Below are 25,925 nucleotides of genomic sequence, written 5' to 3'. Positions count from 1 at the left end.
TGATAGCCATTATGGCGGTGATTTAAATATAGTTCCAATCGTTTGTTTGTATTAAAGTGATAGGTATAAGCTATCAGCCTGGTAATGAATATGAACTTAAAAGATTTAGAGTATGTAAAAGCCATAGCGCACTTTAAGCACTTTCGTAAAGCGGCCGATGCGTGCTTTGTAAGCCAGCCTACCTTAAGTGGCCAAGTAAAAAAACTTGAACAGGAGCTAGGTGTTACTTTATTTGATCGCTCTACTAAGCAGGTAACATTAACCGCTAAAGGCGAGCGTTTATTAACACAAATTAATGTTATTTTAGAACAAACACAAATACTTAAAGAGCTTGCTGCTACGTCAAACGAGCCGCTACAGGGTAAGTTAACTATTGGTATTATTCCAACCATTGCGCCTTATTTACTGCCGGTATTACTCACTTCAATGAAAGAGGCGTTTATTAATAGTCGCTTTTCGTTTATTGAAATGCAAACCGCTACAATTTTAGAAGCGCTAGATAACGGTGAGCTCGACTTTGCAATTTTGGCTGATGTACCCGAGCTCAAAAAGTACCATAGCGTTAATTTATACAAAGAAGATTTTTTAGTGGCTGTATCACACGATAATTCATTAGCTCAGCAAAAAAAAGTAGCGCTGCGCGAATTACAAGGATGCAGCCTATTAATGTTAAGTGATGGCCATTGCTTTAAAGATCAAGCCCAACAGTTTTGTTTTTCGGCAGGAGTTAATGTGTCGAGCCAGTATCAGGGTAATAGTTTAGAAACATTACTGGCGCTGGTGGCTATGGATGACGGGGTTACATTTGTGCCTAAATTGGCTTGTACTGAGCGCGTAGGGGTTAATTATTTAGCTATTTATCCTAATCAGCAGCGCAATATAGTATTTGCATGTAGAAAGCATTACCCGCATTTATCGGGGGTTGAGCAATTGGGTGAATGGTTGTCGGCTCACCCTAATTTAAAGGCTAAATTAACTAAATCGTTGAATTAAAGGTTTTGGCTAACTATTTCGACTATATCGTTAATTTGCACGCCCGGAAGTGGTGCATTATTAATGCTTACCGCAATGGCACTTTGTTGATATAACTGCTCAACACGAATGCTATTAAGGGTAATTACTTTATGCGGCATAGTATTGCCTAAAGCGTCTGTTAGGTAATTGTGGTGTGCTATGCTAAGTAGTTGACCTTTTTTAAGGCCATGTGCTTTACCTAAGTTAATCACTATGTTGCCCTGATCAAGGTGCATAATTTTTCCTTGAGTAGGCAAGCAGGCCATAGCTGATTGTAAATCGTAACTTAGCGTTTGGTTTATATCGTTTATGCTTTGCCCATAGGGTGATTGCCAAAACATACTACTGTTAACATCAACAATAGCGGTTTTTTCAAATGGCCAAATAGCTTGGTTTTTATAGCTATTTTGCCAAAGCTGTTCATAAGTAGTGCCATCAAAAAGGGTAAACTCTATTTGGTAACTACGTTGATAGCTTTCGTCTTGCCAAAAGGCATAGTCGCTATTGAGCTTATCGCTAGTTGATAGGTTGGTTATTTGGCTTAATAAAACGTACTGCGCGTTACTACGCGAGGAAATATCTTCTAGTTGCGCATTAGAGTAGTCGTGTTGCTGTGAAAAATACTTATCGACCTTTATAGCGTTATTGTAATAAGCGATTGGTACAGCGCTCATTTTTGACTTTTGCAATGCGGTATAAATATTTTTGCTAACCGCTTTATCTATGTCAAATATTTGACCCATGCGGGCTTGTTCACGATGATTAAGCTGGCTTTGGGTAACGGCCACAAACTTTTTAAAACTACTTTGTGGGCATTGCTCTGTTTGCGCAAAAATATCTAAGCGTAGTGTAATAGCTAGCTGATTATTATGACGCTCTTCGCTCACAAGTTCTATTTTTTGAATTTCGCCATGGCTGCTTATTTTAAGCTGATCTTGCATTAGCACGCCGTCTACTAAGGTTTGTACCGAGCTTACCCGCGCACCAGAGAACACTAACGCTTGTGTAATGGCATCTTTAATTGCTGCAGATTTAGCTGCGCCTACATCGCTACTTTTAACTTGTGCATGGCCGGTCGATTCATACCACTGCGCTGCAGTAAAAGGCGAAAACGTTAATAAAGCAGTTGCGCTTAATCCTGCAAATACCGATGATAAAAACGAATTCATACATTTACTCCAGTTAAATTTTAGCTATTAGCATAAGTTATACAGCAAGGAGCGTACCAATATTATTTGTGAGTAAATACCACTTAAGTGTCAATGGCATTAAACCTGCATAAGTATCGTATAATTATTTAATTTGTTTTTTAGGGCTAGGTACTATGCGAGTAATGCCATTACTTATCACGTTAGGATGCATAACCTTAAGCGGTTGTAGCAATATGTTTGATAAGCACGTTGAATACAAATATGTAGAGCCAAACAACTACCCGGTATTAAAAGCCGTGGGTTATGCACCTATTAGCCTGCAATCGGGTGTTAATAAGTCGCAAAAGCAGTTAATGGCTATTAAAGCTTCTAAGCTAGAAGCGTATCGAGAGCTTGCAGAGCAAGTGTATGGGCAACAAATTACCGCAGGTACTACAGTTGCAGGTTCAATAGCACAAGACGATTACCTACAAAGCAAAGTGCAGGGCATTATTAAAGGCGCACAAGTTATAAAAGCCTACGCGGTAGACGACACCTATATAACTGAGCTTGAACTAAATATGAAGCGCGTGCACGACCTGTACATAGGCGAAATTAAACCCCGAGAAGTTAAAAAAGTAACTTATTACTAGGGTCTGTTGACCTTTGCGGATTAAAATTTGTTCAAGCTAGGGGCGATTTAATCGCGGCGCGAGATTTGTAACCTAGTGGGCTAAGTAAAAACCGAGCAACAAAGAGTCAATCGCTCCTAGGCAGAACCCTTCGGGCAGCGCATGTTTGGCATTAATGCTGCGTTATCGCCTATTTATGGGGAATAACCACACCACATAGGCTCTGCCTTGCCTTAATACCAAACACACTGCTGCAAAGACCCTAGTCCCCCTAAAAACGTTAGTAACTCTAAAAACAAAAAAGCCTTAGCTGATCAACAGTTAAGGCTTTTTTATTATGTAGGACGTTATTTTTAATTAAGTTTTTAAATTAAGCTTTTAAATTAAGCTTTTAAATTAAGCTTTTAAATTACGTACCAAATTATTATCGGTGTTTATTACACTACCGGCTTGGTCGTAGGTCATAGAAGAGGGGGCACCAATTAAAATATCTTTTAATTGTTTAACGCTTAATTGTGCTTGATGCGCTGCGTGGGCATTTACTTCATTTTGCTTTTGGCATTGCTCAAGCTTGCTGCGTATTAGTTTAATTAAATCGGTGATCTCGGTTGTTTGCTCATCGTTATTGGCAATCAACTTGTTGAGCTCTTTATCGAGGTTGCTTAGCGTGGTTAAAAAAGACATTTTTTGTTGGGCAATTTCTTTTAAACCTTCACCACGGCGCGAGGCAATAGATGTTAGCTCGTCATTTAATAAAATATTAAGTGATTCTAAGCAATTGTGTTGCTCATTTAGTTTAATGGTAATTAAACTATTGTGATCAGCCATAAACGTTAAACTCAAATTCAGCTAGGTTTTTTGCAAGTTTTTCGCTGTCTATTTGGTATTTACCCTCAGTGATTGCTTTTTTAAGCTCTGCCACTTTATCGGTATCAAAACCAGGAGACTGCTGCGCTTTATCTTGCAGGGTTTTTAGCTGTTTAGCTTGCGGGGTTAAGCTTACAGAGTCGCTGGCAGCTTTAGGCGCCGAAGACTGTGCAGCTTGCGTATTTGCATTATCTCTTTGTATATCAACTTTTTGCTGCTTAGTGTTAGTTAACACATTTGCTTGTTGATTACCTTTATTAACTTGACCGACCATAATAATAAACCTGTATATTACCCAACTAATGCCAAGTTATCGGCATATACATAAGATACTTTAGTATAAATTTAAATTATATATTAACTTGTACAGACTCTACACCATCTACGCGTGCATTTAAAACTTTACCGGTTTTTTTGTTTTTCACTTTAACTTGCTCGCCAAGGCTACCATCTTCAAGTGCAATACCGGTTGTTTTAACTTTTAAGCCCTTAATATTAGCATTAATATTTACAGCATCGCCTTTGCACACCATGCATATTTGGCTCAATAAAAGTGGCATTCCGCTGCGTATATTTCGTTTACTTCGGCTGCCTATTAATAATGCTGGGTTATCTAAATATTGTACTCTGATAAAGTGAGTTGAGCGCATTTCAATACTTAAATGCGCCGCAGTTATTACTTCGCCGCGAGCTAAATTTACATTAGCAACTACAACAGGAGCCGTTTCGGTTACTCTTACGTGTACATACTGGGCCCAGTTGTTAGTGTCGTTACATTTTATTTGTAATGTTACTTGGCGATTAAAAGGCGGATCGCTGGGGAGTAATAACTCAGGCTCTGATTCGCAACTGCGATCGGGAGTGCGGGGGTCGAGCGGTAACGCACTAAGCTGTATTTTATTTTCATCAAGGTTGTTAATTTGCGCAGCAACATGAGTTATAGCCATTTGTTGTAATATGTCTTTGCTAAATACTTTTGCCTCTAAAGGCAAAGTTAAACAGAGGCTAGTAAGAACATAAAAAACACTGTATCTTCTGATTTTTTTTAACAAACTCATAATGTTTCGGCTATGCTTATAGGTTAAAACAGGGTATAAATATTTAGCGTCAAAAAGTAGACGCTCCCGTTGTATTATGTGACTTTATAGATTCAAAGCAATTATCGTTCCGTATAGTTTGTTTTTTAGGAGATTTGAATGGCAGGTATTTTAGACTCAGTAAACCAACGAACCCAGTTGGTGGGGCAAAACCGCTTAGAGCTACTACTATTTAAACTCAGAGGGCGTCAGCGTTTTGGGATTAATGTGTTTAAAGTGAGAGAAGTACTGCAATGTCCTCCTCTTACCAATATGCCAAAATCAAATGCTTACATTCGTGGTGTTGCCCATATTCGCGGCCAAACTATTTCGGTTATCGACCTTTCTATGGCTGTGGGTGGGCGTCCAATTGAAAATATTAAAGACAGTTTTATAATTATTGCTGAATATAATCGTACCGTTCAAGGCTTTTTAGTTGGCGGTGTAGAGCGTATTGTAAATATGAACTGGGAAAAAATAATGCCGCCACCGCCAGGTGCAGGCCGGTATTCTTACTTAACTGCTGTAACTGAAATAGAAAACGAATTAGTTGAAATTTTAGATGTAGAAAAAATATTAAACGAAATTTGCCCAGTTAATACCGAAGTAAGTGCCGATGTTGCGGCTACACAAGGTGACATTAAAAAAGATTTAGGCGAGCGAATTGTTTTTATTGCCGATGACTCAGCAGTAGCACGAAACCAAGTTAAGCGAGCATTAGAGCCACTTGGCGTTCAAACTGAGCTTGCCAAAAATGGTAAAGAAGCACTTAAGCGATTAAAAGAAATAGCCGAACATGACTGCGTAAACGATATTACAGAACGTGTAGGGTTACTTATTTCGGATGTAGAAATGCCTGAAATGGATGGCTATACATTAACCGCCGAAATAAAAGCCGATCCTAAATTGGCACCATTACATGTTATTTTACATACCTCGTTAAGTGGCGTGTTTAATCAGGCCATGGTTGAAAAAGTAGGTGCAGATGACTTTATTGCAAAATTTAATCCCGACGAACTCGCAACAGCAGTAAGAAAATGGGTTCATTGTGATTAATAAATATAGGTGTTATTGATTTGAATAGTAAAGATTTACAGCAAAGTGAATACGATCAATTTCGCTTATTTTTAGAACAACAGTGCGGTATTGTATTAGGCGAAAACAAACAATACTTGGTTAAAAGCCGTTTAGCGCCGTTAATGAAGCGATTTAATGTTGAGTCTTTGTCACAGCTAGTAAATAAAACCTTGGGTTTGCATGAGCGCCAATTACGCGCTGCAGTGGTTGATGCAATGACCACCAATGAAACCCTATGGTTTAGAGATCAATATCCGTTTGAGTTATTAAAAACTAAACTGTTTCCAGAGTTTAAAGGGCTTAACAGACCATTAAAAATATGGTCTGCGGCAAGCTCTTCTGGTCAAGAACCATATTCAATTGCTATGTCGGTTGCTGAGTTTCAGACAAGTTCTCCTGGGGTTTTACGCATGGGAGCGCAAATAGTGGCTACCGATATATCAAATACTATGCTGGATATGTGTAAACACGCCGAGTATGACGCGTTAGCACTAGCAAGAGGGCTCTCGGCCGAACGCCGCAAAAAGTTTTTTAAAGACAGCGGCAATGGTATGGCTCAGGTTATCGATCCAATAAAAAAGCAGGTTAACTTTAGACACCTTAATTTACTCGACTCATACGCGCTTTTAGGCAAGTTTGATATTATATTTTGCCGCAATGTGTTGATTTACTTTGCACCAGAAGTAAAAGCAAAAATTATTGCTAAATTTTCTCAAGCACTTAATCCTAAAGGTTATTTACTTTTAGGTGCGTCGGAATCAATGAGCGGTTTAAGTAATGATTTTGATATGGTTAGATGTAACCCTGGTATCATTTATCAAAAGAAATAACTGCAAGTGTGGTGAAGTGCGAGCAGTTTGCACATTTTAAGCATTATTTTAAACGACGCATTTAGCGTCGTTTTTCGTTTTAGCGATAAGCAAGTAATTAGCCAAGCTTTGTGTATTACCAAGCACTGCGTATAAGTTATAGCTTCGCACCTCCCCTTATTTTAAGCGCATTGTGCCAATATGTTTAAGCGAACATACATATCCACAAAAAGGATATGAAGTGCTGCACTTTAGAGAGGTAAAACCACTAGATTATATGTTTAAGTTACTCCTCATTTCCCCTCATTGTTTTCTCTTTGTGCAAAATAATATTTAAATGCTTTATTCACAAAGAGGCTAAGAGGGCGCAGCGCTTTAGAGAAGAAAAAATAGATAAATTATCTGTTTAAATCACTGCTCATTTAGTCCCATTCGCATCCATTGTGCAAATGTGCTTTAGAGTTTTTAACTGCTGGCATTTTTTATAATAACTGTATTGGCTCATATCAATTTACTTATTGCCTTAAAATCTCCCTAAAATCTGCACTTTAAATAGCTATGTTTAATCAGCTTAGTAAATAACTTTAAACAAAAATTAGTTAAATGGCTTATTTCTTGCTTTGTTCAAGCTAAGTCAATTTTTTGGAGATGGTTATGGCTATCAGTTTTGATAAAGCGCTTGGTGTGCACCCGCACGCTATGTTGATCCGTTCGCAAAGAGCCGAAATGCTCGCTACCAATATCGCTAATGCTGATACGCCGGGCTATAAAGCAAAAGATATAGACTTTGCCTCTGCACTAAAAACGGCAAAGTCACACCAACAAGGCGGCAATAGTATGGTTAGAACCAACAGTAAACACATTGCCGGTGGTAGTAAAGAAGTAGGTGGTTCAGAAATGTTTCGTAATGCAAATCAACCAGATACAGGTGATGGCAACTCAGTTGATATACAGGTGGAACGAAACTTGTATGCACAGAATGCTATGGAGTATCAGGCCAGCTTGCAATTTTTAAGCGGCAGATTTAAAGGTCTGAAAAAAGCACTCGGTAGCCAAGGATAATAATTATGAGTTTATATAATGTTTTTGATATTGCTGGTTCTGGTATGAGCGCACAAAATGTGCGTTTAAACACCACCGCAAGTAATATTTCTAATGCGAATACTATTAGTTCTTCTCAGGATAAAACTTACCGAGCGCGACAACCTGTATTTGCTGCTGAGCTTACTAAAGCTTCAGCATCAGCAAGTAATCCACAGGGCTCCGCTGTTGGCGTTAAAGTATTAGGGATTGTTGAGAGCAACAAACCATTACAAATTGAATATAACCCAAACCATCCAAGTGCGGATGAAAATGGCTATATCTATAAACCCAACGTTAATGTTGTTGAGGAGATGGCAAACATGATTTCTGCCTCTCGTTCGTATCAAACAAATGTGCAAGTTGCCGATGCAGCAAAGCAAATGTTAAGTAAAACACTGCTGCTAGGCCAGCGGTAACAGAGGGTAGGTTATGAGTAACGATATTAGTACATCTTCATCCTATTTAGACTCTTTACGGTGGCAAGAAAAACAAGCAGCCAGTAAAGACAAGAGTGATGCGTTAACCCAAGAAGATTTTTTCTCATTACTAACGCAGCAACTGTCGTTTCAAGATCCGAGTAAACCGGCTGATAACGATCAGATGATTGCGCAAATGACTAGCTTTACTATGGCTGAGGGAATTTCAAATTTAAATTCAAACTTTGAATCTTTAGCTGCATCAATGACATCAAACTCAGCACTACAAGCTTCTACATTAGTAGGCAAGCAGGCGCTTTTAGAGTCTGACACGCTAGATTTAAATGCAGCAGGTGATGCACGAGGCTCAGTTGTTGCCGAAAAGCCAGTTGAAAGCTTAAAGCTTAGAATTGAAGACGAGTCTGGGCAGTTAGTTAGAACTATAGATTTAGGCTCGCAACCAGCAGGTGCAGTGCGTTTTGCATGGGATGGTAAAAATGAAGCAGGTGAGCGCCTACCCCCTGGTGAATATAAAATTAAAGCCGAGGGGAGTACTAATGGTGAGTTTTCGAGCCTGCCAATTGCTACCTTTAAAAATATTGAGAGTGTGAATATTAATGGTGCAAATGGCATCATTATTAACACTAAAGAAGGTGCGGTTAGGCTGACAGATGTTGCAGAAATCGCGTAAAAGATTCATTAGCCAGCGGGCTAAAAATTAAATAGTTTAGAGGTCAATTATGAGCTTCAATATTGCATTATCCGGCCTTGCTGCCGCACAAAAAGATTTAAACGTTACGGCAAATAATATAGCCAACGTAAATACTACGGGTTTTAAAGAGTCGCGCGCAGAATTTGCTGACGTGTATGCATCGTCGGTATTTAGTTCGGGTAAAACAAAAAATGGTGACGGCGTGCAAACGACTATGGTTGCACAACAATTTCATCAAGGATCATTACAGTTTACCAATAACTCGTTAGATTTAGCGATTACCGGTGAAGGTTACTTTGCAACCAGCCAAGACCTAGGCGCGCAAGATTTTACTTACACACGTGCCGGCGCATTTAAGTTAAACAAAGACAACTTTGTGGTAGATGCAAATGGCAGCTTTTTACAAGGCTTTCCGGTTGACCCTTCAACAGGCGATACTACATCAGTGAGTTTAAGTACTTCATCGGCTTTACAAATACCTGACTCGTCAGGATCGCCGCGTGCTACTTCGAGTGTGTATAGCTCGTTTAATTTAGATTCACGATCAATTGCACCTACAATTGCGTTTAACCCTTCAGAAAGTGCAACTTATAATTCATCAACCTCAACAACCGTATATGACTCACTCGGTGAGCCACATGTATTGCAGCTGTTTTTTGTAAAAAAAGAAGCCGAAGAATCTACGGATCCTGATGAAGACGCTAATAAGTGGGAAGTTCATGCAACACTAGACGGTAAATCATTTGGTAAAGATGGTGTTAAACAAGATGGTTCTGAAGACTTACCCTATACAGCTCTTAGTACACTTCAGTTTAGTGCTAATGGCTTACCATTGAAAACAGATGGTGAAGATAATCTAAGTAATACGTTTAATCCTATAGGAATAGAGTCTGGGGATGATGTTGCTGGTGGTCTTTCGGATTTATTAGGTAATGGCGCTACTTTCCCATCCGACATAGCTATAAATTGGCGCGATCAGACCGGTACAGCTAATAAAGTACCTACTCAATACGCGAGTCGCTTTGAAGTAAAAGCACTTGAGCAAGACGGTGCAACGGTTGGCCGTTTAGCGGGTATTGATATTGGCGCCGACGGTAAAGTTGTGGCTTCGTACAGTAATGGCGACTCAACATTTTTAGGCCAAGTGGCTATGGTGCGTTTTTCAAACTCGCAAGGTTTACAACAAGTGGGCAGCACAGGTTGGAAAGCGAGTATAGCGTCAGGCGAGCCTATTGCTGGTGAACCAGGTTCTGGCACCTTAGGTAATATCAACTCATCAGCGCTTGAGCAGTCAAACGTAAACTTAACTAACGAACTAGTTGATTTAATTAGCGCACAGCGTAATTTCCAAGCAAACTCGCGAGCGCTGGAAGTTAACTCAACAATTCAGCAAAGTATTCTACAAATTAGATAAAGCACAATTTATTAATTTGAATATTCAAGGCTGCTTAATTGCAGCCTTTTTTGTTTATAAGATCAGGTTTGAGGCGTCAGGTATCAGGTTTTAGGCAGAAATTTAAAGAGCAGGTTTGAGGCATCAGGTATCAGGTTTTAGGTAGAAATTTAAAGAGCAGATTTTAGGCGTCAGGTATCAGGTTTTAGGTAGAAATTTAAAGAGCAGGTTTGAGGCGTCAGGTATCAACCTAGAACCTAGCCCCTAGAACCTCATCCCTATAATTTCTGCAGCTACCGGCGGTATACCACATTGCTTGGCGGTGCAGTTTTACTGCTGTATTTAACAATGGCGCATATATTGCATTTGTTCTTACAGAGATTTTTAAGTGAGTCGATGTTATGGATAAAATGGTCTACATTGCCGCGTCTGGCGCTAAGCAAAGCTTAATGGGGCTTGCCCTTAAAGCCAATAATTTGGCGAACGCAAATACCACAGGTTTTAAAGCCGACTTTGCCCAAGCTCGATCTATGCAAGCGTTTGGTGAAGGTTTGCCATCGCGGGTGTTTTCTATGGAAGAGCGCCCAGGTTCAAACATGACATCGGGTGGCATACAGCAAACCGGTCGCGAGCTCGACATTGCCATGAGCGATAATGCCTGGCTGAGTGTACAAGACGCCTCCGGCAACGAAGCTTATACAAAAGTAGGTACGCTTAACATTACCGCCGAAGGCATGTTAGTCACCAGCGGTGGTCGTCAAGTAATTGGCGAAGGCGGCCCTATTATTTTGCCAGTCCCGATTGAAAAAATAGAATTTAGTAAAGACGGTGCCATACAAGTACGCCCACAAGGCGCGCCGGCTAACTTTTTAGAAGAGGTTGATCGTTTAAAAGTGGTTGAGGCAAATAACTCAACACTTGAAAAAGGTAACGATGGTTTATTTAGACCAAAACCAAATCAAACGGTTGAAACCTCAGCTAACGTACAAGTGATAAGCGGCGCATTAGAAATGTCGAACGTTAATCCGGTACACGAAATGGTCGATATGATCAGCCATCAACGCCAATTTGAATTACAAGTAAAGCTAATGAAAACAGCAGAAGAAATAGATCAATCGCAAGATCAGCTGTTGCGCATAGTTTAACTTTAAAATGAGGACACGATTATGAATCCAGCATTGTGGATCAGTAAAACAGGGCTTGACGCCCAACAAACCGACATTTCGGTTATTTCAAATAACTTAGCCAACGCCAGTACAGTTGGTTATAAAAAAAGCCGCGCCGTTTTTGAAGATTTACTATACCAAAACATTAATCAACCAGGCGGTCGCTCATCGCAAGATACCGAAATGCCATCAGGTTTAATGCTAGGTGCTGGTGCCAAAGTGGTAGCTAACCAAAAAAACTTTTCGCAAGGTAATATGCTAACTACTGAAAACTCACTAGATTGGATGATTTCTGGTTCAGGCTTTTTTGAAGTACTACAGCCAGATGGCAATATTGCTTATTCGCGCAACGGGCAATTTACTACCGATGGCGACGGGCGAGTTGTAACCTCGGGTGCCGGTTATGTAGTTCAACCAGAAATGAACGTACCCGACGACGCGCAATCAATAACTGTATCGCAAGACGGTGAAGTGTCTGTACGTGTTGCAGGGCAGGCCGATAACGTGGTTATTGGGCAAATTACCATTAGTGACTTTATTAATCCGTCGGGCCTTGAGCCTATAGGGCAAAACCTTTACACCGAAACTGCAGTAAGTGGTGCGCCGGTGCAGGGTAACCCTGGGGTTGATGGGCTAGGCACTATTATTCAAGGCTCACTAGAAACGTCAAACGTAAACGTAACCGAAGAGTTGGTAAACCTAATAGAAACCCAGCGTGTTTACGAAATGAACTCAAAAGTAATTTCGGCAGTTGATGAAATGATGAGCTACATCAATCAGCAATTATAATATTTTAGAGGTTATTATGCGCAATATTATATTATTTGCAGCGGGTACTTTATTGTTAAGTGGCTGTGTGTCTACACAAAATAGTGATGTAGTACAAGACGACCCTTACTACGCACCCATGTACCCAGAACCCAATGTTGAACCGGCAGTTGCTAATGGCTCACTGTTTAATACGTATTTATCGAACGACTTATACGCCGATAAAAAAGCACTGCGTACTGGCGATATAATTACAGTTAAATTGCAAGAATCTACGCAAGCCTCTAAAGCGGCAAAAACAGAAACTGATAAGCAGTCAGACGCAAAACTCGACCCCGTTATTGGTTTAGGCGGATTGCCGGTAAATATTGGCGGCGACAGCATTCAATTTGGTATTGGCAGTGACGCGTCATTTAAAGGCGACTCAAAATCAAATCAGTCAAATAGTTTAGCCGGTGATATATCGGTAAACGTAATGCGTGTTTTACCTAATGGTAATTTAGTTATTCGCGGCGAAAAATGGCTAACGTTAAACTCGGGCGAAGAATTTATTCGTTTAGAGGGATTAGTAAGGCCAGAAGATGTAACTGCAGACAATACCGTACAGTCAAATAGAATTGCTAATGCACGAATTCAATATTCGGGCAAAGGGCAAACTCAAGAAGCGCAAAGTGCCGGTTGGCTAACACGCTTTTTTAGTAGCTCACTTTTTCCTTTTTAGAGGACATTCATTATGAATGTATTTAAAGTTTTTTGTTTAATGGTGTTACTTGGCTGGCAACTTCCTGCCATGGCCGAGCGCATTAAAGATGTGTCTATGGTTGAGGGCGTACGCTCAAACCAATTAGTAGGCTATGGCCTAGTTGTTGGCTTACCTGGTACGGGCGAGCAAAGCCGATTTACCGAGCAAAGCTTTAAAGGCATGTTAAACAGCTTTGGCATTACGCTACCGGCAAGCTTAAAACCAAAAATTAAAAACGTGGCTGCGGTTGCTGTGCATGCAGAGCTACCGCCTTTTAGAAAGCCCGGGCAAACTATAGATATTACCGTATCATCTATTGGTAGTGCAGGTAGTTTACGCGGTGGTACTTTACTACAAACCTTTTTAAAGGGGGTCGACGGCAACGTATACGCTATTGGCCAAGGTAGTTTAATTGTAGGTGGTTTAGGCGCAGAAGGGCTTGATGGCAGTAAAGTCGTTATAAACACGCCAACAGTGGGGCGTATTCCAAATGGCGCAACCGTCGAGCGTGCAGTTAAAAGCCCATTTATGCAAAACGACTATATTACTTTTAACTTAAATCGCCCAGACTTTACTACCGCCAAGCGATTAGAAAAAACCATAAACGATTTAGTAGGCCCAAATAGCGCCCAAGCACTCGATGCAGCGTCTATTAGAGTGATTGCCCCAAGAGACGCCTCGCAGCGCGTGTCTTACTTATCAACGCTCGAAAACCTAGAGTTTACCCCAGCAGATACAGCGGCAAAAATTATCGTTAACTCGCGTACCGGTACTATTGTTATTGGTAAAAATGTAAAGTTGCAACCAGCTGCTATTACTCACGGTGGCTTAACAGTAACGATTGCAGAGCAGCTAAACGTATCGCAGCCTAATGCTTTTAGCGATGGCGATACCGTTGTTACCCAGCAAAGTATTATAGATATAAAACAAGACGACTCACGGGCATTTGTATTTAACCCCGGAGTGAGCTTAGATGACCTAGTACGCGCTATAAACGAAGTAGGCGCCGCGCCTGGCGATTTAATGGCAATACTAGAAGCCCTAAAAGAAGCCGGCGCAATAAACGGCCAGCTAGTTGTAATTTAAAACAACGTAATGCTATCGGTGGTCAGTTTTAAAAGCTGGTAACCGATGGCATCTTGCTTAATACCTTCCCCTCTGGCTCAATTTTTGCATTGCTTTATACATTATTCATTATTGTGTCAAAAAGCTGATGGAAACAAATCACCTCGATAAGCAAAACTTTTTTGATTTAGGTAACTTAAACGCTTTGCGTAAAGACGCCCTAAACAGTGGCGACGCGTCTAGTGATGCCTCAAAAGCGGCTCTCAAAAAAGCAGCGGCACAATTTGAAGCCATATTTACGCAAATGTTGCTTAAAAGTATGCGCAAAGCCAGCGAAGCCTTCGAAGACAAAGAAAGCCCATTAAATTCAAGTAGCGTAAAGTTTTTTGAAGAAATGCACGATCAGCAACTTTCATCAGAGCTCTCGTCTAATGGTTCATTAGGGCTTGCCGACTTAATAGTGCAGCAACTCTCTCCTACGGCAAAAAATTACACCCCAGCTTCAGTACTCAGAACCAGTAACGATCTTTTAAGCGATCAGCGTGCTGGCATAGAGTTGCCGCAGCAACAGCGTAAAAAAGCCGTAACCGAGCCTGTAGATAAAAGCGCTATGAATACCGAAAATCCAGAAGTAGCTAAGCCAAACTTTGAAACGGCCGAAGAGTTTGTAAGTTCGGTATGGGAGCATGCTAAAACAGCGGCTAAAAAAATTGGTTTAAACCCTGCCGTTATGGTGGCTCAAGCAGCGCTTGAAACCGGTTGGGGTAAGCATATTATTAATAAAAGCGACGGTAACAGCTCAAATAACTTATTTAATATTAAGTCAGATAAAAGCTGGCAGGGCGAAAAAGCCAACAAAGTAACTTTAGAGTTTGAACAAGGCGCTGCAGTTAAAAAACAAGCCAGTTTTAGGGCTTACGACTCAATAAAAGACAGCGTAAACGACTTTGTTGATTTTTTAACTCAAAACCCACGCTATCAACAAGCATTACAAAATACCGGCAAACCGGCAGCGTTTTTAGACTCATTACAACAAGCCGGTTATGCAACAGACCCAAATTATGCGGATAAAATAAAGCGCGTACTTAACAGTAGCGAGCTTAAAAATATTGCAACAAACGTGATCCGCCAAGGAGTAAAGTAACATGTCGTTTAATTTATTAAACATTGCTAATTCAGGAATAAGAGCAAACACTGATCTGTTGCAAACAACCAGTAAAAATATTGCCAATGTAAATACCGACGGCTATGTGCGCGAGCGTACAGAGCATGGCACCATGATCGACAATCAAGTTGGCAAAGGTAATACCTACAGGTTACTTAATGAATTTGCACAAAAACAATTAAACCGAGACACCTCAAATAAAACGTTTTTTGATCAGTTTGTAAGTGAAGCAAACCGGGTAGACACGTTATTTTCGCAAGAAGCGAATAGCTTATCGACTGGTATTAACTCGTTATTTAATAACGTGCAAGAAGCGCTTAATCAGCCATCGTCAACGGTTGCACGTTCGTTAGTAATGACTAACGCCGACAGCTTAATAAGCCAAATGGATAGATTGTCGGGAATAGTGCTGGATCAAAAAAATGTTGTAAATGAACAGCTCGAAATATTCTCCGATGAAGCCAACACCTTAATTCAAAAAATAGGATCGTTAAACCAACAAATTGCTGGTGTTAATGGTACTAACAACGCATCTGCTGCAAGCGGCACATATAACGAGCGCGACAAAGCGATTCGCGATTTATCAGAGTTAATCGACATTGAAACGCTTGACGGCCCCAATGGTGAAAAGCTCGTTTTTATGGGTAGCGGTGAAGCGGTTGTAATGCAAAACGGCTCGTTTAACTTGTTTTCGATGCGCGGCGACCCGGATCCAAATTTTAAAGAACTGCGCTTAGATGTAAATGGCGGCAAAGCTGTGCCGCTTGAAGTTGATGCCAGTAAATTAAAAGGCAAAATAGGTGGTTTACTTGCCTTCAGAGACGATATTTTAGTACCTGCGCAAAATCAAATAGGCCAAATGGGTTTAGCGTTAGCAGATGCATTTAACCAGCAAAACCGTTTGGGAATGGATGCTAACGGTAAATTGGGCGGCGATATATTCAATATACCTACGGCAAAAGGGTTTGCCTATCAAGCTAACACCGGCGGTGCGGGTGTTAGTGCAACAGTAGAACCCGGTAAAGGTAGTAATTTACCAGCCAGTGATTTTATTGTGACTTATACCGCAAACCCAAACGAAGTGAGTATTCAGCCAGTAGATAATAAAGGCGAGCCATTAGGCGCCGCTACAACAGCAACATTTGTAGGCGGTGAAATTAACTCGGCAAATAACCCAGGTGTTGATTTATTTGGTTTGCAGTTAACTATGGCTGGTGCAGGTAATGAAGGCGATAAATTTCAAATTAAGCTCAATTCAGAAGCCGCAGCAAATATATCGCTAACAACTGGGCGCGGTGAAGACCTAGCGTTAGCATCGCCAATACGCACCGCCGATGACATAAATAATACCGGTAGTGGCGCTATTTCTGCAGGCAGTGTGAGTAGTGTTACCGCTGGTGGCTTTACAACTACCACTCCACCTGCACTCGCTAATGGAGATATAACCATTGTTAAAGCAGCGGGTACAAATGATTACTTAATTAGCGATGGAAACGGCGCTAATGTGCCAATTGCTATTGCACCACCAGGCAAAAATGTTTTGGCTGGCCTTGGTGCTCCTTATGACGGTTATGGTTTTGACTTTGATATTGAAGGCTCGCCAGCCACAGGCGATAGCTTTACGTTAGAGTTTAACAAAGGCGGCTTTGACGATAACCGCAATGGCTTAAAGTTAGCCGAGTTACAAAACGGTGACTTGGTGCGTCAAAATGTTGTTTCAAGCTCAGATGCCGATAACCATAAAACGTTTAACCAAGCGTATGCCGGATTAGTAACCGACATTGGCGTGGTAACAGGCCAAGCTAAAACAAACGGCGCAGCATTCGACGCACTCGCACAGCAGTCAGAGGCATGGTACGAGTCGTTATCTGGGGTAAACCTTGACGAAGAAGCAGCTAATTTGCTGCGCTTTCAACAATCTTACGCGGCTTCAGCTCAGGTGCTTTCTGCTGCACGTTCTATTTTTGACACTTTACTTAGTGCCACGAGGTAATTATGCGTTTATCAAATAACTTAATGTATCAAAATAGCATTAATAAAATACTACAAAATCAAAATGGCGTAGCAAACGCACAAGAGCGAGTAAATACTGGGCAAAAGTATTTATCTACCTCAGAAGCGCCTGCCGATATATCGCAAGCTATGCTGTATACCAATAAAATACAAAGCAATGAGCAATATACAAAAAACATTAACCAGCTCAATGGCCGACTCAAAACCGAAGAAAGCGTACTGCAAGGTATTAACGAAAGTATTCAAGCAGCTAAAGATATTGCCTTAAAAGCAGGTAATGGCGCATACAGTAAAGACGACTTAAAGTCGTTAGCGTCGGAGCTAACCGAAATACAAAAAACGTTAGCTAATTTAATGAACACCCGTTCAGAAGACGGTAAATACATATTTTCAGGCTACCAAGACAGCACGCAACCGTATCAGTTTGATGCCGCTAGCGGCAAGTACAATTACCAAGGCGATCAAGGCCAGCATAAAATTACTATTGCCGAAGGTGTGTCGATTAAATCTAGCGACAACGGCTACGACACCTTTGAAAAAACCAATGCACGCCTCGATGTAGCATCTAACACAGGCGATGCATCAAGTACGCTTACGGGTTCTGTTTATGTAGATAAACAAGGTGTTTTCGATCAGTTTCATAAAGAGCAATATAACCCTGATCCAGACCCTTTAGTGTCAGCCACAGCAAATACTTTTAATGTAATGGTTACTGCTGGTACTAACCCAGGCGATCCACAGCAGTATGAAATTTTACGTGATGGAGTAGCGCAAGTACCACCTGTTAGCGGAAATGTAACCGACGAGCCAATTGAGTTTGCCGGAATGAAAATTCAGCTAACCGGCGCTGCACCTGGGCAGCAGCTCGATTTTAGCCTAGAAAAACCCCACAAAGAAAATGCACTTAATACGCTACAGGGCTTAATTACAGGTTTAAATAATGGCACGCTTGCGGGGGATGATTTTCAGCAAGTCCTTAACGATGGCGTAACGCAGTTACAAAATGCCAGCGAACAAGTTGTGTTTACCCAAGCGAGTTTAGGTGGGCGGATGAATGTACTAGAAAGAGTAACCGACTCTAACTCTGCGTTAGACATTCAAAATCAAAGTAATCGTTCAAGCCTTCTTGAAGTAGATATGGCCGCTGCAATTAGCGAACTCACTCAGCAAGAAACCGCACTCCAAGCATCGCAAGCCACCTTTGGCCGCTTAGCTAAACTTTCGTTATTTGATTATATTTAAAGGTTAAGAGCAGGTTTGAGGTGTCAGGTGTCAGGTATCAGGTTTTAGGCAAAAATTAACCAAGAACGGTGTGAAAGAGCAGGTTTGAGGTGTTAGGTATCAGGTTTTAGGTAGAAATTAGCCAAGCACGGTGTGAAAGAGCAGGTTTTAGGTGTCAGGTTTTAGGCAAAAACAAGCCAAGCTAGGCGTTTTTGTTGATGGAAGCGCGGTTTTATACCGCGCTTTTTGGTTTTCGACTATCTGAAATTTACTGTTCTTTGTGCAAATGGGTTTAGTAAATTTATTCACAAAAAGGTTATGAGGCGCTGCGCTCTTAGAAGCTAAATACACTAAAGTAAAAACATGTTATACCCCGGTAATCGCCCCCCGAATATCCCCACTAAACCAAGCGGCAAAAAACTGTCACTATTTATTAACCTTCCATTATAAAGCTCACTTTCGCTCTAAAACTAAGTTTAATATTTATATTTTGCTTTTAAAACAATGGGTTGGTTTTGTTGAGTTAGTTGGCACAAAACCTGCTTTATTAACAGCATCTAATAGTGGTTCCTGCAAAAGCATTTTGAACCACATCCTGTTCAACACTCGGAGATGGTAAAATGGCATTAACAGTAAATACTAATGTGTCGTCACTAAACGCACAACGTAACTTAACTAAATCAGGTCAGGGTTTAGCCACTTCAATGGAGCGACTGTCTTCTGGTATGCGTATTAATAGCGCAAAGGATGATGCAGCAGGTCTACAAATTTCAAACCGCTTAACATCGCAAATAAATGGTTTAGCGGTTGCTCAGCGAAATGCCAACGATGGTATTTCAATGGCACAAACAGCAGAAGGCGCGATGCAGACTTCGACTGATATCCTACAACGCATGCGTGAGCTAGCACTGCAATCAGCTAATGGCTCAAATTCGTCAGATGATAGAGAAGCGCTACAAAAAGAAGTCGGTGCACTACAGGAAGAATTAACTCGAATTGCTACGACTACTTCCTTCGGTGGGCAGCAGTTATTAAATGGTGACTTTGGTACTAAAGCTTTTCAAGTTGGTGCAAATGCGAATGAAACTATTAGTATTTCGTTAGGAAATATTGCAGCGGATACTATAGGTCAAGATGCTATAAAAACGGCTGGTACTACTTATACTAATACACAAAAATCAGGAACGAGCTTTACAGCAAACACTGAAGGTACTGCTACATTATCTGGCCCACTGGGGAATTCAGGTTCAATTAGTTTAGCTGCGGCGGATGCACAAGCAACAGCAGTTTTAATTAATGATAAAGGTACTGGTATCAAAGCTCAAACTAGTGTGACAGCCACAATTGCAGGCTTATCGTCTGGTGATACCGGAACATTAACCGTTGGTGAAGATACCTTTGATTTATCCTCATATAAAGGGGATTTAAAGGAGCTTGCATCAGATCTTGGGAAGTCAGGTGTTAATGCAACATATGATAAAGATACTAATAGTGTTAAAATTGAAGAAAACGATGTAGCGGGAGTGATGATTGTTGGAGGGGCTACGAATACGGTTACATTAAACGGTGACGTAGCACAAGCTGGTGGAGTTGTTATTGATTCTCAAATTAACCTAACAGCATCGGATAATTTTAATGTAACTGGAATGGGTCAGATTGTTGGTTCAACAACATCTACTTTGGATAGTGTTGCTAAGGTAAATGTAGGCACACCTGAAAGGTCTCAAAATGCACTAGCAGTTATAGATGCAGCCTTAGCTGGTATTGATTCACAACGAGCTGACTTAGGTGCGGCTCAAAACCGCTTTGGGCATACAATTAGTAACCTTGCTAATATTCAAGAAAACGTATCGGCGTCACGTAGTCGTATTCAAGATACTGATTTTGCTACTGAAACTGCACAAATGACGAAAAACCAAATATTGCAACAAGCGGGTACGTCAATACTTTCGCAAGCAAACCAAATACCGCAAGCAGCCATTAGCTTATTAGGTGGCTAATTATTTAGTTTACTAGTAACTGTTTATATAAACGCACTTCAATTTGAAGTGCGTTTTTTTGTTTTTTGGGATAGGAAAAATTATTTTAAACGTAACTTTATGCGTTATAAAAATTAATAAAAAACTATTTTTATTTTAAAACAGCTAGTTATGTTTTATTAAACAAATAAACTAATTTATTTTCAAAATACTTCTAAAGATAATTTACCTCCTGCCGTTAACTTAATCAGTACGGAGCTGAGCATACAATTTGTGACAGCTCTTGGTTAAATTAAAATAGCAACATTACGAAAGTAATCAGGAGTTTTATTATGATTTCAGTAAACACAAATGTATCTTCACTAAACGCTCAGCGTAACCTATCGCAATCAGGTTCTAATTTAGCAACATCAATGGAGCGTCTATCATCAGGTATGCGCATCAACAGCGCAAAAGATGACGCGGCAGGTATGCAAATTTCAAACCGTTTAACATCGCAAATTAATGGTTTGGGTGTAGCGCAGCGTAATGCTAACGACGGTATTTCAATGGCTCAAACCGCTGAAGGCGCTATGAGTGAGTCAACCAATATACTTCAACGTATGCGTGAACTAGCATTACAATCTGCAAATGGTTCAAACTCTACAGAAGACCGTGAATCACTGCAAAAAGAAGTATCAGCATTACAGTCTGAATTAACCCGTATTTCTGACACTACTTCGTTTGGTGGTCAGCAGTTACTAGATGGCACTTTTGGTTCTAGAGACTTCCAAGTTGGATCAAACGCTAACGAAATAATTAAAGTTAGCTTAAGTAGTACTGCAGCAGACAAAATAGGTTCGAATGTAGCTAGTACTGAACTTGCTGATGCTCGTACAGGTAATGTTGTTATAGGTGGTACGACAATAACAGTAGCCGCTAATGCTGACGGAGATACTGCTGTCGATGCTATAAATGCTGCAACCGCTGTACATGGCGTTACAGCTTCACTAACTTCAGCAGATGAAACTACTGCAACACTAAGCGCACTTGCTGATGGAGGTACTTTCAAATTAGACGATAAGACGGTGACTGCAGGTGTTGATGTTGATGCAACAGTTACTGCTATTAATGCAGCATTTGGTGATGGGAGTATAATAGCAACCAATGACGCTGGTACGCTTACATTAACTAAAGCTGATGGTACTGATATTAAATTCAGCGATTATGATGATGGAGATGGCACAACTACTGGTGCTACAGCAGAAACGGTTACATTTACTAATGCAAATGGTGTTGCAACTATAGTTACAGAATCTGACGCAACAACACCAACTCTTAGTGCGACGGGAGCTGCAAAAGAAACTATTACATTATCATCTGATACTGACTTTACCGTAACAGACGGTACTGAAACCGCTGTAACAGCTCAAGCGGTATTCACAAGTGTTGAAACAGTTAACTTAGAAACACAAGCTGGATCACAAAGCGCTATTGATATCATAGATGGTGCACTCGCCCAGATTGATGAGCAACGTGCTGACCTTGGTGCTGTACAAAACCGTTTTGGTCACACAATCAGTAACCTTGCTAATATTCAAGAAAATGTATCTGCATCACGTAGCCGTATTCAAGACACAGACTTTGCAACAGAAACAGCGCAAATGACTAAAAACCAAATATTGCAACAAGCGGGTACGTCTATCTTGTCGCAAGCGAACCAGTTGCCACAAGCAGCACTTAGCTTATTAGGTTAATAGCTAACTAATACCAAAAGTCAGTATTAGTAATTTAAAAAAGGAGATGGCTTTGTTCATCTCCTTTTGTCGTTTAACTTGCTAAATTAAGCTAATTTATAAATAGTGTACAATGTTTAAAACTATTTAGGAGGCGTTATGAATACAATTACCTCAGGCGCAGAAGCTTTAGTAACAGCAAGTAACGCAGGGCAAGCTAGCGAAAGTAAAGCAGGGCAAGTCAGTGCAGTATTAACTGCTGGCGCTATTGACGATGTTAAAAAAAGTGCTTCACAAGCACAGCAGTATCAAAGTAATGCAGACACTGCTACGCAGCAGCAACAACCGCTAGAGCGTGAACAGCTTGAAAAAGTGGCGCAGCAATTGCAGGATTTTATGGGCGAAATGAACCGTAGTTTGCAGTTTAAAGTTGATGAAGATTCAGGCCGCGATGTAATTAAAGTGCTCGATAAAGCCACTGGCGATGTAATTAAACAATACCCTTCGGAAGAAGTGTTAAGTTTAGTGTCTAAGTTGTCTGAAACTGCGGGTTTATTAATTGACCAAACGGTATAGGTATATAACTAAATAGCAGCTGCGTTTTTTAAGTTTTTTGTTTTTTATTTAATAGTGTAAAGGGGTATAAACATGGCTATTTCGTTTACTGGCTTAGGTTCAGGCTTACAAGTATCTGAAATTGTAGGTGCATTGGTTAATGCCGAAAAAGCGCCTTTTGAATCACGTTTAAATAGAAAAGAAGCTAACTTAACTACCGATATTTCCGCTGTGGGTGCGCTTAAAGCTGCCCTTGAAAAAGTACAAGAGTCGATGAGTGCATTAGGCGACGTTGATAACTATCAAAAACGTACGACATCGGGTAGTGATGATTTTATATCGCTTAGCTCAGATAAAGACGCCCAACCAGGTGGCTACTCAGTAAAAGTAAATAATTTAGCCACTGAGCATAAAATAATGTCGAGTGCATTTGATGCCACCAACCCTGTTGGCGCTGGCACCATGACATTAAGCTCGGGCGATAATAGTTTTGATATTGCAGTATCAAACACTGCAACACTTAGCGAAGTGCGCGATGCAATAAACAACAGTAAAGATAACAAAAGCATTAACGCCACCATAATTACCGATGATACTGGCCAGCGCTTAGTGTTTTCGGCTCAAAACAGTGGGCTTGAAAACCAAATTAAAATAGCAGTGGCCGATGACGATGCTAATAACACCGATACCCTAGGCCTTTCGCGTTTAGCGTTTGATCCTGCACCTGCAGGAATAAAAAATGTGAGCGAAGTAGTTGCCGCTGTTGATGCGTCAATAACTATTGACGGCACAGTAACAGTAACTAGTAGTACTAACGAATTTAAAAACGTGATTGATGGCGTGACTATTACCGCTAAAAAAGCACAAGGTGTTGACGATGACCTAAGTAAGCTAACCGTTAAAGAAAATAACAATAATATTAAAGCAGGGCTAGATAGCTTTATTAAAAGCTATAACGAGCTGTTAGAACTAAGTAAAAACTTAGGTAAATCTGGCGAAGATGGTGCTGGCGTAATGGCGGGTGATTCTCTGCTACGTGGTGTTATGTCAAAGTTAAGGCAAGAAATTACCAACAGTGTTGACTTAGGCGATGGTAACTCTTTATCGCTATCGCAGTTAGGTGTCGAGGCCGACCGCTATGGTAAATTAAGCTTAGATAGCGAACGCTTAGATGAGCAAGTAAAAAATGATGTTGATTTAGTGCAGCAGTTTTTTATTGGTGAAAATAAAGACGAAGGCGGCTTTGCCCAATCGTTTGATGAGTTAATGAACTTTTATACTAAGTCTGATGGTTTAATTCAAAACAGAATAGAGAGTAAAGAAGGTCAGCTTCGTGGGATTGATGACGAACGGGTATCGTTTGCACGTAAAATGGAGTCGTTAGAGTCGCGCCTTTATGCGCAGTACAACAGCATGGATTTATTGGTAGCAGGTTTAAACTCAACCAGTAGTTATCTTCAATCTCAGTTAGATAATATGCCAGGCGTAGTTAGAAAGTCTAAGTAGTTAAGGGTTAGGCTTTAGGGAATATACTGGGCTTTAGGCTAAGGCAAATACTGAGCTTGCGAAAAGGCAGTTTTTAGTTTTATAAGTGCGGTTTTATTTAATCACAACAATACCGCACTTTTTGCGTTAAAAATTATTATTTGCTTCACATTCCCCCCTTATTCGCATCCACTGTGCATATTTGATTTAAGTAAATATATTCACAAAAAGGCTAAGAGGCGCTGCGCTTTAGAGAAGAAAAGGCACTAAATTACTTGTTTAACTCACTTCTCATTCCCCGCGTCCTCTCCTCGCTATGCATATTTGATTTAAGTAAATATATTCACAAAGAGGCTAAGAGGGCGCTGCGCTTTAGAGAAGAAAAGGCACTAAATTACTTGTTTAACTCACTTCTCATTCCCCGCGTCCTCTCCTCGCTATGCATATTTGATTTAAGTAAATATATTCACAAAGAGGTTAAGAGGGCGCTGCGCTTTAGAGAAGAAAAGGCATTAAATTACTTGTTTAACTCACTTCTCATTTACTCTCATTGTTTTCTCTTTGTGAAAAATGATCTTTAAATAACTTATTCACAAAAAGAGATTAAGAGGCGCTGCGCTTTAGAGAAGAAAAAACAGATAAATTACCTGTTTAAGTTACTTCTCATTTACTCTCATTGTTTTCTCTTTGTGCAAAATGATCTTTAAATAACTTATTCACAAAAAGGTTAAGAGGCGCTGCGCTTTAGAGAAGAAAAGTATAAAACCATCGTTTAATTTACTTCTTATTATGCTAACTGTCTTTTTAAGTGCTTTTGTAAGCGCTGATCGCTTTGTCTGACTTTTTATGCTTTAACAAGGCTTTAAACGAGTCGTCTTTATGGATATTAGCTTGAGTTAAAATAGCATTAATATGCGCTTGTGTTGTTATAAGCTCGTCACTACTTGGCTGCTCAGCGCTTTCACACCAGCTTTTTAAACACGTATTTAACGCTTCAAGCTGTAAAGCTGCTGCGTCAGCATCGTTGTTATTTACCAGTGTTTCAAGCTCGCAGAGCAATTGTTTAATTTGCTCTGCTGGCTGTTGGTCAGTTATTAAAGGCATAATAAATTAAACTGCAGGAGAGCGTTCGCTAGCAGGAATATTATCCCACCCTTCTTTTATTTCTTTCACTATGCTAGAAACTTCCATAATTGCTGCTGTATCGTTATTTAAGTTAGCTTTAGTTAGTGTACGCTGGCAATAGTCGTATAACGCTAATAAGTTGTCTGAAATTTCTGAGCCTTGCTCAATGTCAAAATTAAGTGCGTCTTGTAATGCGCCAAAAAGTAAAATGCAGGCTGAAATGTTTTCGCCCTTTTTTTCAATTTCTTTGCGTTCAATAAAACCTTTGGTTGCAGCTAAGCGCCCAATAATGTTACTAAAAATTAGGTTTATTTGTTCGTAAGGTGTCATTTCGCTAATACTGCTTGCACGAACTTGACCGTATTTTTTAATTGATGCATGTGCCATGAGAAGATCCTAAATTTTGATAACTAAAAATATTAATACAATGCCAGCAATTATAATGCCAAGCATTTTATATATACTTACTTATCGGCATTTAAGGCAGCAACTTAAGTAAATATTAGTGAATATTTTTATTATAAAGTGACTTTATTCTCTAATTTAAGTATTAAGCTTTGCGATTAACTTATTATGCGAATGTAGGGGGCCTTTATAACCTTAATACTTAATGGTTAATCCTTAAGTATTGTTGCTTTAATTAAAGTGTCTGTTTTTTGGCGTTAATGTCAAAAAGTCGCCACTAGTGCTTGCATACAATTTCAACTGGCTTACAAT

At 40.2% G+C, this 25,925-nt stretch carries 25 protein-coding genes and 1 pseudogene; 20 read left to right on the top strand and 6 right to left on the bottom strand.

Annotated elements, in window-relative coordinates; translation table 11 throughout:
* Positions 1–90 precede the first annotated feature (90 nt).
* The gene (locus tag I6F41_RS04260) at positions 91–993 is read left to right on the top strand and encodes a LysR substrate-binding domain-containing protein (RefSeq protein WP_041454354.1); all 903 of its coding nucleotides are present in this window, start codon (positions 91–93) and stop codon (positions 991–993) included.
* Here I6F41_RS04260 and I6F41_RS04255 read toward each other — a convergent pair.
* Positions 990–2,183 carry a flagellar assembly protein FlgT gene (locus I6F41_RS04255; protein ID WP_011327455.1) on the bottom strand — a complete coding sequence of 398 codons (1,194 nt, stop codon included), beginning with the start codon at positions 2,181–2,183 and terminating at the stop codon, positions 990–992. The two genes, I6F41_RS04260 and I6F41_RS04255, sit on opposite strands and share 4 nt — an antisense overlap.
* Before the next feature lie 155 nt (positions 2,184–2,338).
* Here I6F41_RS04255 and I6F41_RS04250 point away from each other — a divergent pair, with 155 nt between their 5' ends.
* Positions 2,339–2,797: an LPP20 family lipoprotein gene (locus I6F41_RS04250; protein WP_011327456.1), complete on the top strand. Its 459-nt coding sequence runs from the start codon at positions 2,339–2,341 to the stop codon at positions 2,795–2,797.
* Between the two features lie 375 nt (positions 2,798–3,172).
* Here I6F41_RS04250 and flgN read toward each other — a convergent pair whose 3' ends face one another.
* The 3 genes from flgN to flgA form a co-directional block, all read right to left on the bottom strand.
* Positions 3,173–3,604, bottom strand: coding sequence for a flagellar export chaperone FlgN (gene flgN, locus I6F41_RS04245; RefSeq protein ID WP_011327457.1), 432 nt, complete (start codon positions 3,602–3,604; stop codon positions 3,173–3,175).
* Positions 3,597–3,917, bottom strand: coding sequence for a flagellar biosynthesis anti-sigma factor FlgM (gene flgM / locus I6F41_RS04240; RefSeq protein WP_011327458.1), 321 nt, complete (start codon positions 3,915–3,917; stop codon positions 3,597–3,599). The genes flgN and flgM overlap by 8 nt, the downstream gene beginning before the upstream one ends.
* A 76-nt stretch (positions 3,918–3,993) precedes the next feature.
* Entirely contained in the window at positions 3,994–4,701 is a 708-nt protein-coding gene (gene flgA, locus I6F41_RS04235) for a flagellar basal body P-ring formation chaperone FlgA (RefSeq protein WP_011327459.1), read from the bottom strand.
* Positions 4,702–4,839: 138 nt separating this feature from the next.
* Between flgA and I6F41_RS04230 the strand changes: the two genes are divergently transcribed.
* The 18 genes and pseudogenes from I6F41_RS04230 (at position 4,840) to fliD (ending at position 24,104) form a co-directional block, all read left to right on the top strand.
* Positions 4,840–5,775, top strand: a complete 936-nt coding sequence (locus I6F41_RS04230; protein ID WP_011327460.1) for a chemotaxis protein CheV — start codon at positions 4,840–4,842, stop codon at positions 5,773–5,775.
* 20 nt (positions 5,776–5,795) lie between these two features.
* Positions 5,796–6,626: a CheR family methyltransferase gene (locus I6F41_RS04225; protein WP_011327461.1), complete on the top strand. Its 831-nt coding sequence runs from the start codon at positions 5,796–5,798 to the stop codon at positions 6,624–6,626.
* A 633-nt stretch (positions 6,627–7,259) separates the two neighbouring features.
* Positions 7,260–7,667 (top strand): flagellar basal body rod protein FlgB, encoded by a 408-nt coding sequence (gene flgB / locus I6F41_RS04220; protein WP_041454356.1) that lies wholly within the window; start codon positions 7,260–7,262, stop codon positions 7,665–7,667.
* Positions 7,668–7,672: 5 nt separating this feature from the next.
* Positions 7,673–8,104, top strand: a complete 432-nt coding sequence (gene flgC, locus I6F41_RS04215; RefSeq protein ID WP_011327464.1) for a flagellar basal body rod protein FlgC — start codon at positions 7,673–7,675, stop codon at positions 8,102–8,104.
* Positions 8,105–8,117: 13 nt separating this feature from the next.
* Entirely contained in the window at positions 8,118–8,795 is a 678-nt protein-coding gene (locus I6F41_RS04210) for a flagellar hook assembly protein FlgD (protein ID WP_197107739.1), read from the top strand.
* A 49-nt stretch (positions 8,796–8,844) separates the two neighbouring features.
* On the top strand, positions 8,845–10,230 hold the full coding sequence (gene flgE / locus I6F41_RS04205; protein ID WP_182684556.1) for a flagellar hook protein FlgE: 1,386 nt from the start codon (positions 8,845–8,847) through the stop codon (positions 10,228–10,230).
* Between the two features lie 380 nt (positions 10,231–10,610).
* Positions 10,611–11,354 (top strand): flagellar basal body rod protein FlgF, encoded by a 744-nt coding sequence (locus I6F41_RS04200; RefSeq protein ID WP_011327467.1) that lies wholly within the window; start codon positions 10,611–10,613, stop codon positions 11,352–11,354.
* 21 nt (positions 11,355–11,375) lie between these two features.
* Positions 11,376–12,164, top strand: coding sequence for a flagellar basal-body rod protein FlgG (gene flgG / locus I6F41_RS04195; protein WP_011327468.1), 789 nt, complete (start codon positions 11,376–11,378; stop codon positions 12,162–12,164).
* 16 nt (positions 12,165–12,180) lie between these two features.
* On the top strand, positions 12,181–12,864 hold the full coding sequence (gene flgH / locus I6F41_RS04190) for a flagellar basal body L-ring protein FlgH (RefSeq protein WP_011327469.1): 684 nt from the start codon (positions 12,181–12,183) through the stop codon (positions 12,862–12,864).
* Positions 12,865–12,876: 12 nt separating this feature from the next.
* The gene (locus I6F41_RS04185) at positions 12,877–13,971 is read left to right on the top strand and encodes a flagellar basal body P-ring protein FlgI (RefSeq protein ID WP_011327470.1); all 1,095 of its coding nucleotides are present in this window, start codon (positions 12,877–12,879) and stop codon (positions 13,969–13,971) included.
* A 127-nt stretch (positions 13,972–14,098) separates the two neighbouring features.
* Positions 14,099–15,094, top strand: coding sequence for a flagellar assembly peptidoglycan hydrolase FlgJ (flgJ, locus tag I6F41_RS04180; RefSeq protein ID WP_197107736.1), 996 nt, complete (start codon positions 14,099–14,101; stop codon positions 15,092–15,094).
* Position 15,095: 1 nt separating this feature from the next.
* The gene (gene flgK / locus I6F41_RS04175) at positions 15,096–17,108 is read left to right on the top strand and encodes a flagellar hook-associated protein FlgK (protein ID WP_197107734.1); all 2,013 of its coding nucleotides are present in this window, start codon (positions 15,096–15,098) and stop codon (positions 17,106–17,108) included.
* Positions 17,109–17,110: 2 nt separating this feature from the next.
* On the top strand, positions 17,111–18,370 hold the full coding sequence (gene flgL / locus I6F41_RS04170) for a flagellar hook-associated protein FlgL (RefSeq protein WP_197107732.1): 1,260 nt from the start codon (positions 17,111–17,113) through the stop codon (positions 18,368–18,370).
* 599 nt (positions 18,371–18,969) lie between these two features.
* Entirely contained in the window at positions 18,970–20,349 is a 1,380-nt protein-coding gene (locus I6F41_RS04165) for a flagellin (RefSeq protein WP_197107730.1), read from the top strand.
* A gap of 311 nt (positions 20,350–20,660) precedes the next feature.
* Positions 20,661–21,020 (top strand): annotated as a pseudogene (locus I6F41_RS18150) (flagellin N-terminal helical domain-containing protein); the annotation flags it as partial.
* A gap of 375 nt (positions 21,021–21,395) precedes the next feature.
* A complete protein-coding gene (locus tag I6F41_RS18145; protein ID WP_442960621.1) occupies positions 21,396–22,064 on the top strand; it encodes a flagellin in 669 nt (222 codons plus the stop codon).
* 138 nt (positions 22,065–22,202) lie between these two features.
* The gene (locus I6F41_RS04155; RefSeq protein ID WP_197107726.1) at positions 22,203–22,619 is read left to right on the top strand and encodes a flagellar protein FlaG; all 417 of its coding nucleotides are present in this window, start codon (positions 22,203–22,205) and stop codon (positions 22,617–22,619) included.
* Positions 22,620–22,691: 72 nt separating this feature from the next.
* The gene (gene fliD, locus I6F41_RS04150) at positions 22,692–24,104 is read left to right on the top strand and encodes a flagellar filament capping protein FliD (protein ID WP_197107724.1); all 1,413 of its coding nucleotides are present in this window, start codon (positions 22,692–22,694) and stop codon (positions 24,102–24,104) included.
* Between the two features lie 783 nt (positions 24,105–24,887).
* Here the strand turns inward: fliD and I6F41_RS04145 are convergent.
* A complete protein-coding gene (locus I6F41_RS04145; protein WP_011327478.1) occupies positions 24,888–25,187 on the bottom strand; it encodes a hypothetical protein in 300 nt (99 codons plus the stop codon).
* Between the two features lie 6 nt (positions 25,188–25,193).
* Positions 25,194–25,595, bottom strand: a complete 402-nt coding sequence (gene fliS / locus I6F41_RS04140) for a flagellar export chaperone FliS (RefSeq protein ID WP_011327479.1) — start codon at positions 25,593–25,595, stop codon at positions 25,194–25,196.
* Positions 25,596–25,925 lie beyond the last annotated feature (330 nt).

The organism is Pseudoalteromonas sp. SCQQ13 (assembly GCF_015864415.1).
GTDB lineage: Bacteria > Pseudomonadota > Gammaproteobacteria > Enterobacterales > Alteromonadaceae > Pseudoalteromonas > Pseudoalteromonas nigrifaciens.
This window is presented reverse-complemented; position numbering and strand designations above follow the sequence as displayed.

Excerpts from the sequence above, each read along its gene's own strand:
- I6F41_RS04165 (WP_197107730.1), top strand. The coding sequence starts at position 18,970 with ATGGCATTAACAGTAAATACTAATGTGTCGTCACTAAACGCACAACGT.
- I6F41_RS04250 (WP_011327456.1), top strand. The coding sequence starts at position 2,339 with ATGCGAGTAATGCCATTACTTATCACGTTAGGATGCATAACCTTAAGC.
- flgA (WP_011327459.1), bottom strand. The coding sequence starts at position 4,701 with ATGAGTTTGTTAAAAAAAATCAGAAGATACAGTGTTTTTTATGTTCTT.
- fliD (WP_197107724.1), top strand. The coding sequence starts at position 22,692 with ATGGCTATTTCGTTTACTGGCTTAGGTTCAGGCTTACAAGTATCTGAA.
- I6F41_RS04255 (WP_011327455.1), bottom strand. The coding sequence starts at position 2,183 with ATGAATTCGTTTTTATCATCGGTATTTGCAGGATTAAGCGCAACTGCT.
- I6F41_RS04210 (WP_197107739.1), top strand. The coding sequence starts at position 8,118 with ATGAGTAACGATATTAGTACATCTTCATCCTATTTAGACTCTTTACGG.
- I6F41_RS04200 (WP_011327467.1), top strand. The coding sequence starts at position 10,611 with ATGGATAAAATGGTCTACATTGCCGCGTCTGGCGCTAAGCAAAGCTTA.
- flgM (WP_011327458.1), bottom strand. The coding sequence starts at position 3,917 with ATGGTCGGTCAAGTTAATAAAGGTAATCAACAAGCAAATGTGTTAACT.
- I6F41_RS04185 (WP_011327470.1), top strand. The coding sequence starts at position 12,877 with ATGAATGTATTTAAAGTTTTTTGTTTAATGGTGTTACTTGGCTGGCAA.
- flgJ (WP_197107736.1), top strand. The coding sequence starts at position 14,099 with ATGGAAACAAATCACCTCGATAAGCAAAACTTTTTTGATTTAGGTAAC.
- I6F41_RS04260 (WP_041454354.1), top strand. The coding sequence starts at position 91 with ATGAACTTAAAAGATTTAGAGTATGTAAAAGCCATAGCGCACTTTAAG.
- flgH (WP_011327469.1), top strand. The coding sequence starts at position 12,181 with ATGCGCAATATTATATTATTTGCAGCGGGTACTTTATTGTTAAGTGGC.
- I6F41_RS04145 (WP_011327478.1), bottom strand. The coding sequence starts at position 25,187 with ATGCCTTTAATAACTGACCAACAGCCAGCAGAGCAAATTAAACAATTG.
- flgB (WP_041454356.1), top strand. The coding sequence starts at position 7,260 with ATGGCTATCAGTTTTGATAAAGCGCTTGGTGTGCACCCGCACGCTATG.
- I6F41_RS04155 (WP_197107726.1), top strand. The coding sequence starts at position 22,203 with ATGAATACAATTACCTCAGGCGCAGAAGCTTTAGTAACAGCAAGTAAC.
- I6F41_RS04230 (WP_011327460.1), top strand. The coding sequence starts at position 4,840 with ATGGCAGGTATTTTAGACTCAGTAAACCAACGAACCCAGTTGGTGGGG.
- flgL (WP_197107732.1), top strand. The coding sequence starts at position 17,111 with ATGCGTTTATCAAATAACTTAATGTATCAAAATAGCATTAATAAAATA.
- flgK (WP_197107734.1), top strand. The coding sequence starts at position 15,096 with ATGTCGTTTAATTTATTAAACATTGCTAATTCAGGAATAAGAGCAAAC.
- fliS (WP_011327479.1), bottom strand. The coding sequence starts at position 25,595 with ATGGCACATGCATCAATTAAAAAATACGGTCAAGTTCGTGCAAGCAGT.
- flgG (WP_011327468.1), top strand. The coding sequence starts at position 11,376 with ATGAATCCAGCATTGTGGATCAGTAAAACAGGGCTTGACGCCCAACAA.
- flgE (WP_182684556.1), top strand. The coding sequence starts at position 8,845 with ATGAGCTTCAATATTGCATTATCCGGCCTTGCTGCCGCACAAAAAGAT.
- flgN (WP_011327457.1), bottom strand. The coding sequence starts at position 3,604 with ATGGCTGATCACAATAGTTTAATTACCATTAAACTAAATGAGCAACAC.
- flgC (WP_011327464.1), top strand. The coding sequence starts at position 7,673 with ATGAGTTTATATAATGTTTTTGATATTGCTGGTTCTGGTATGAGCGCA.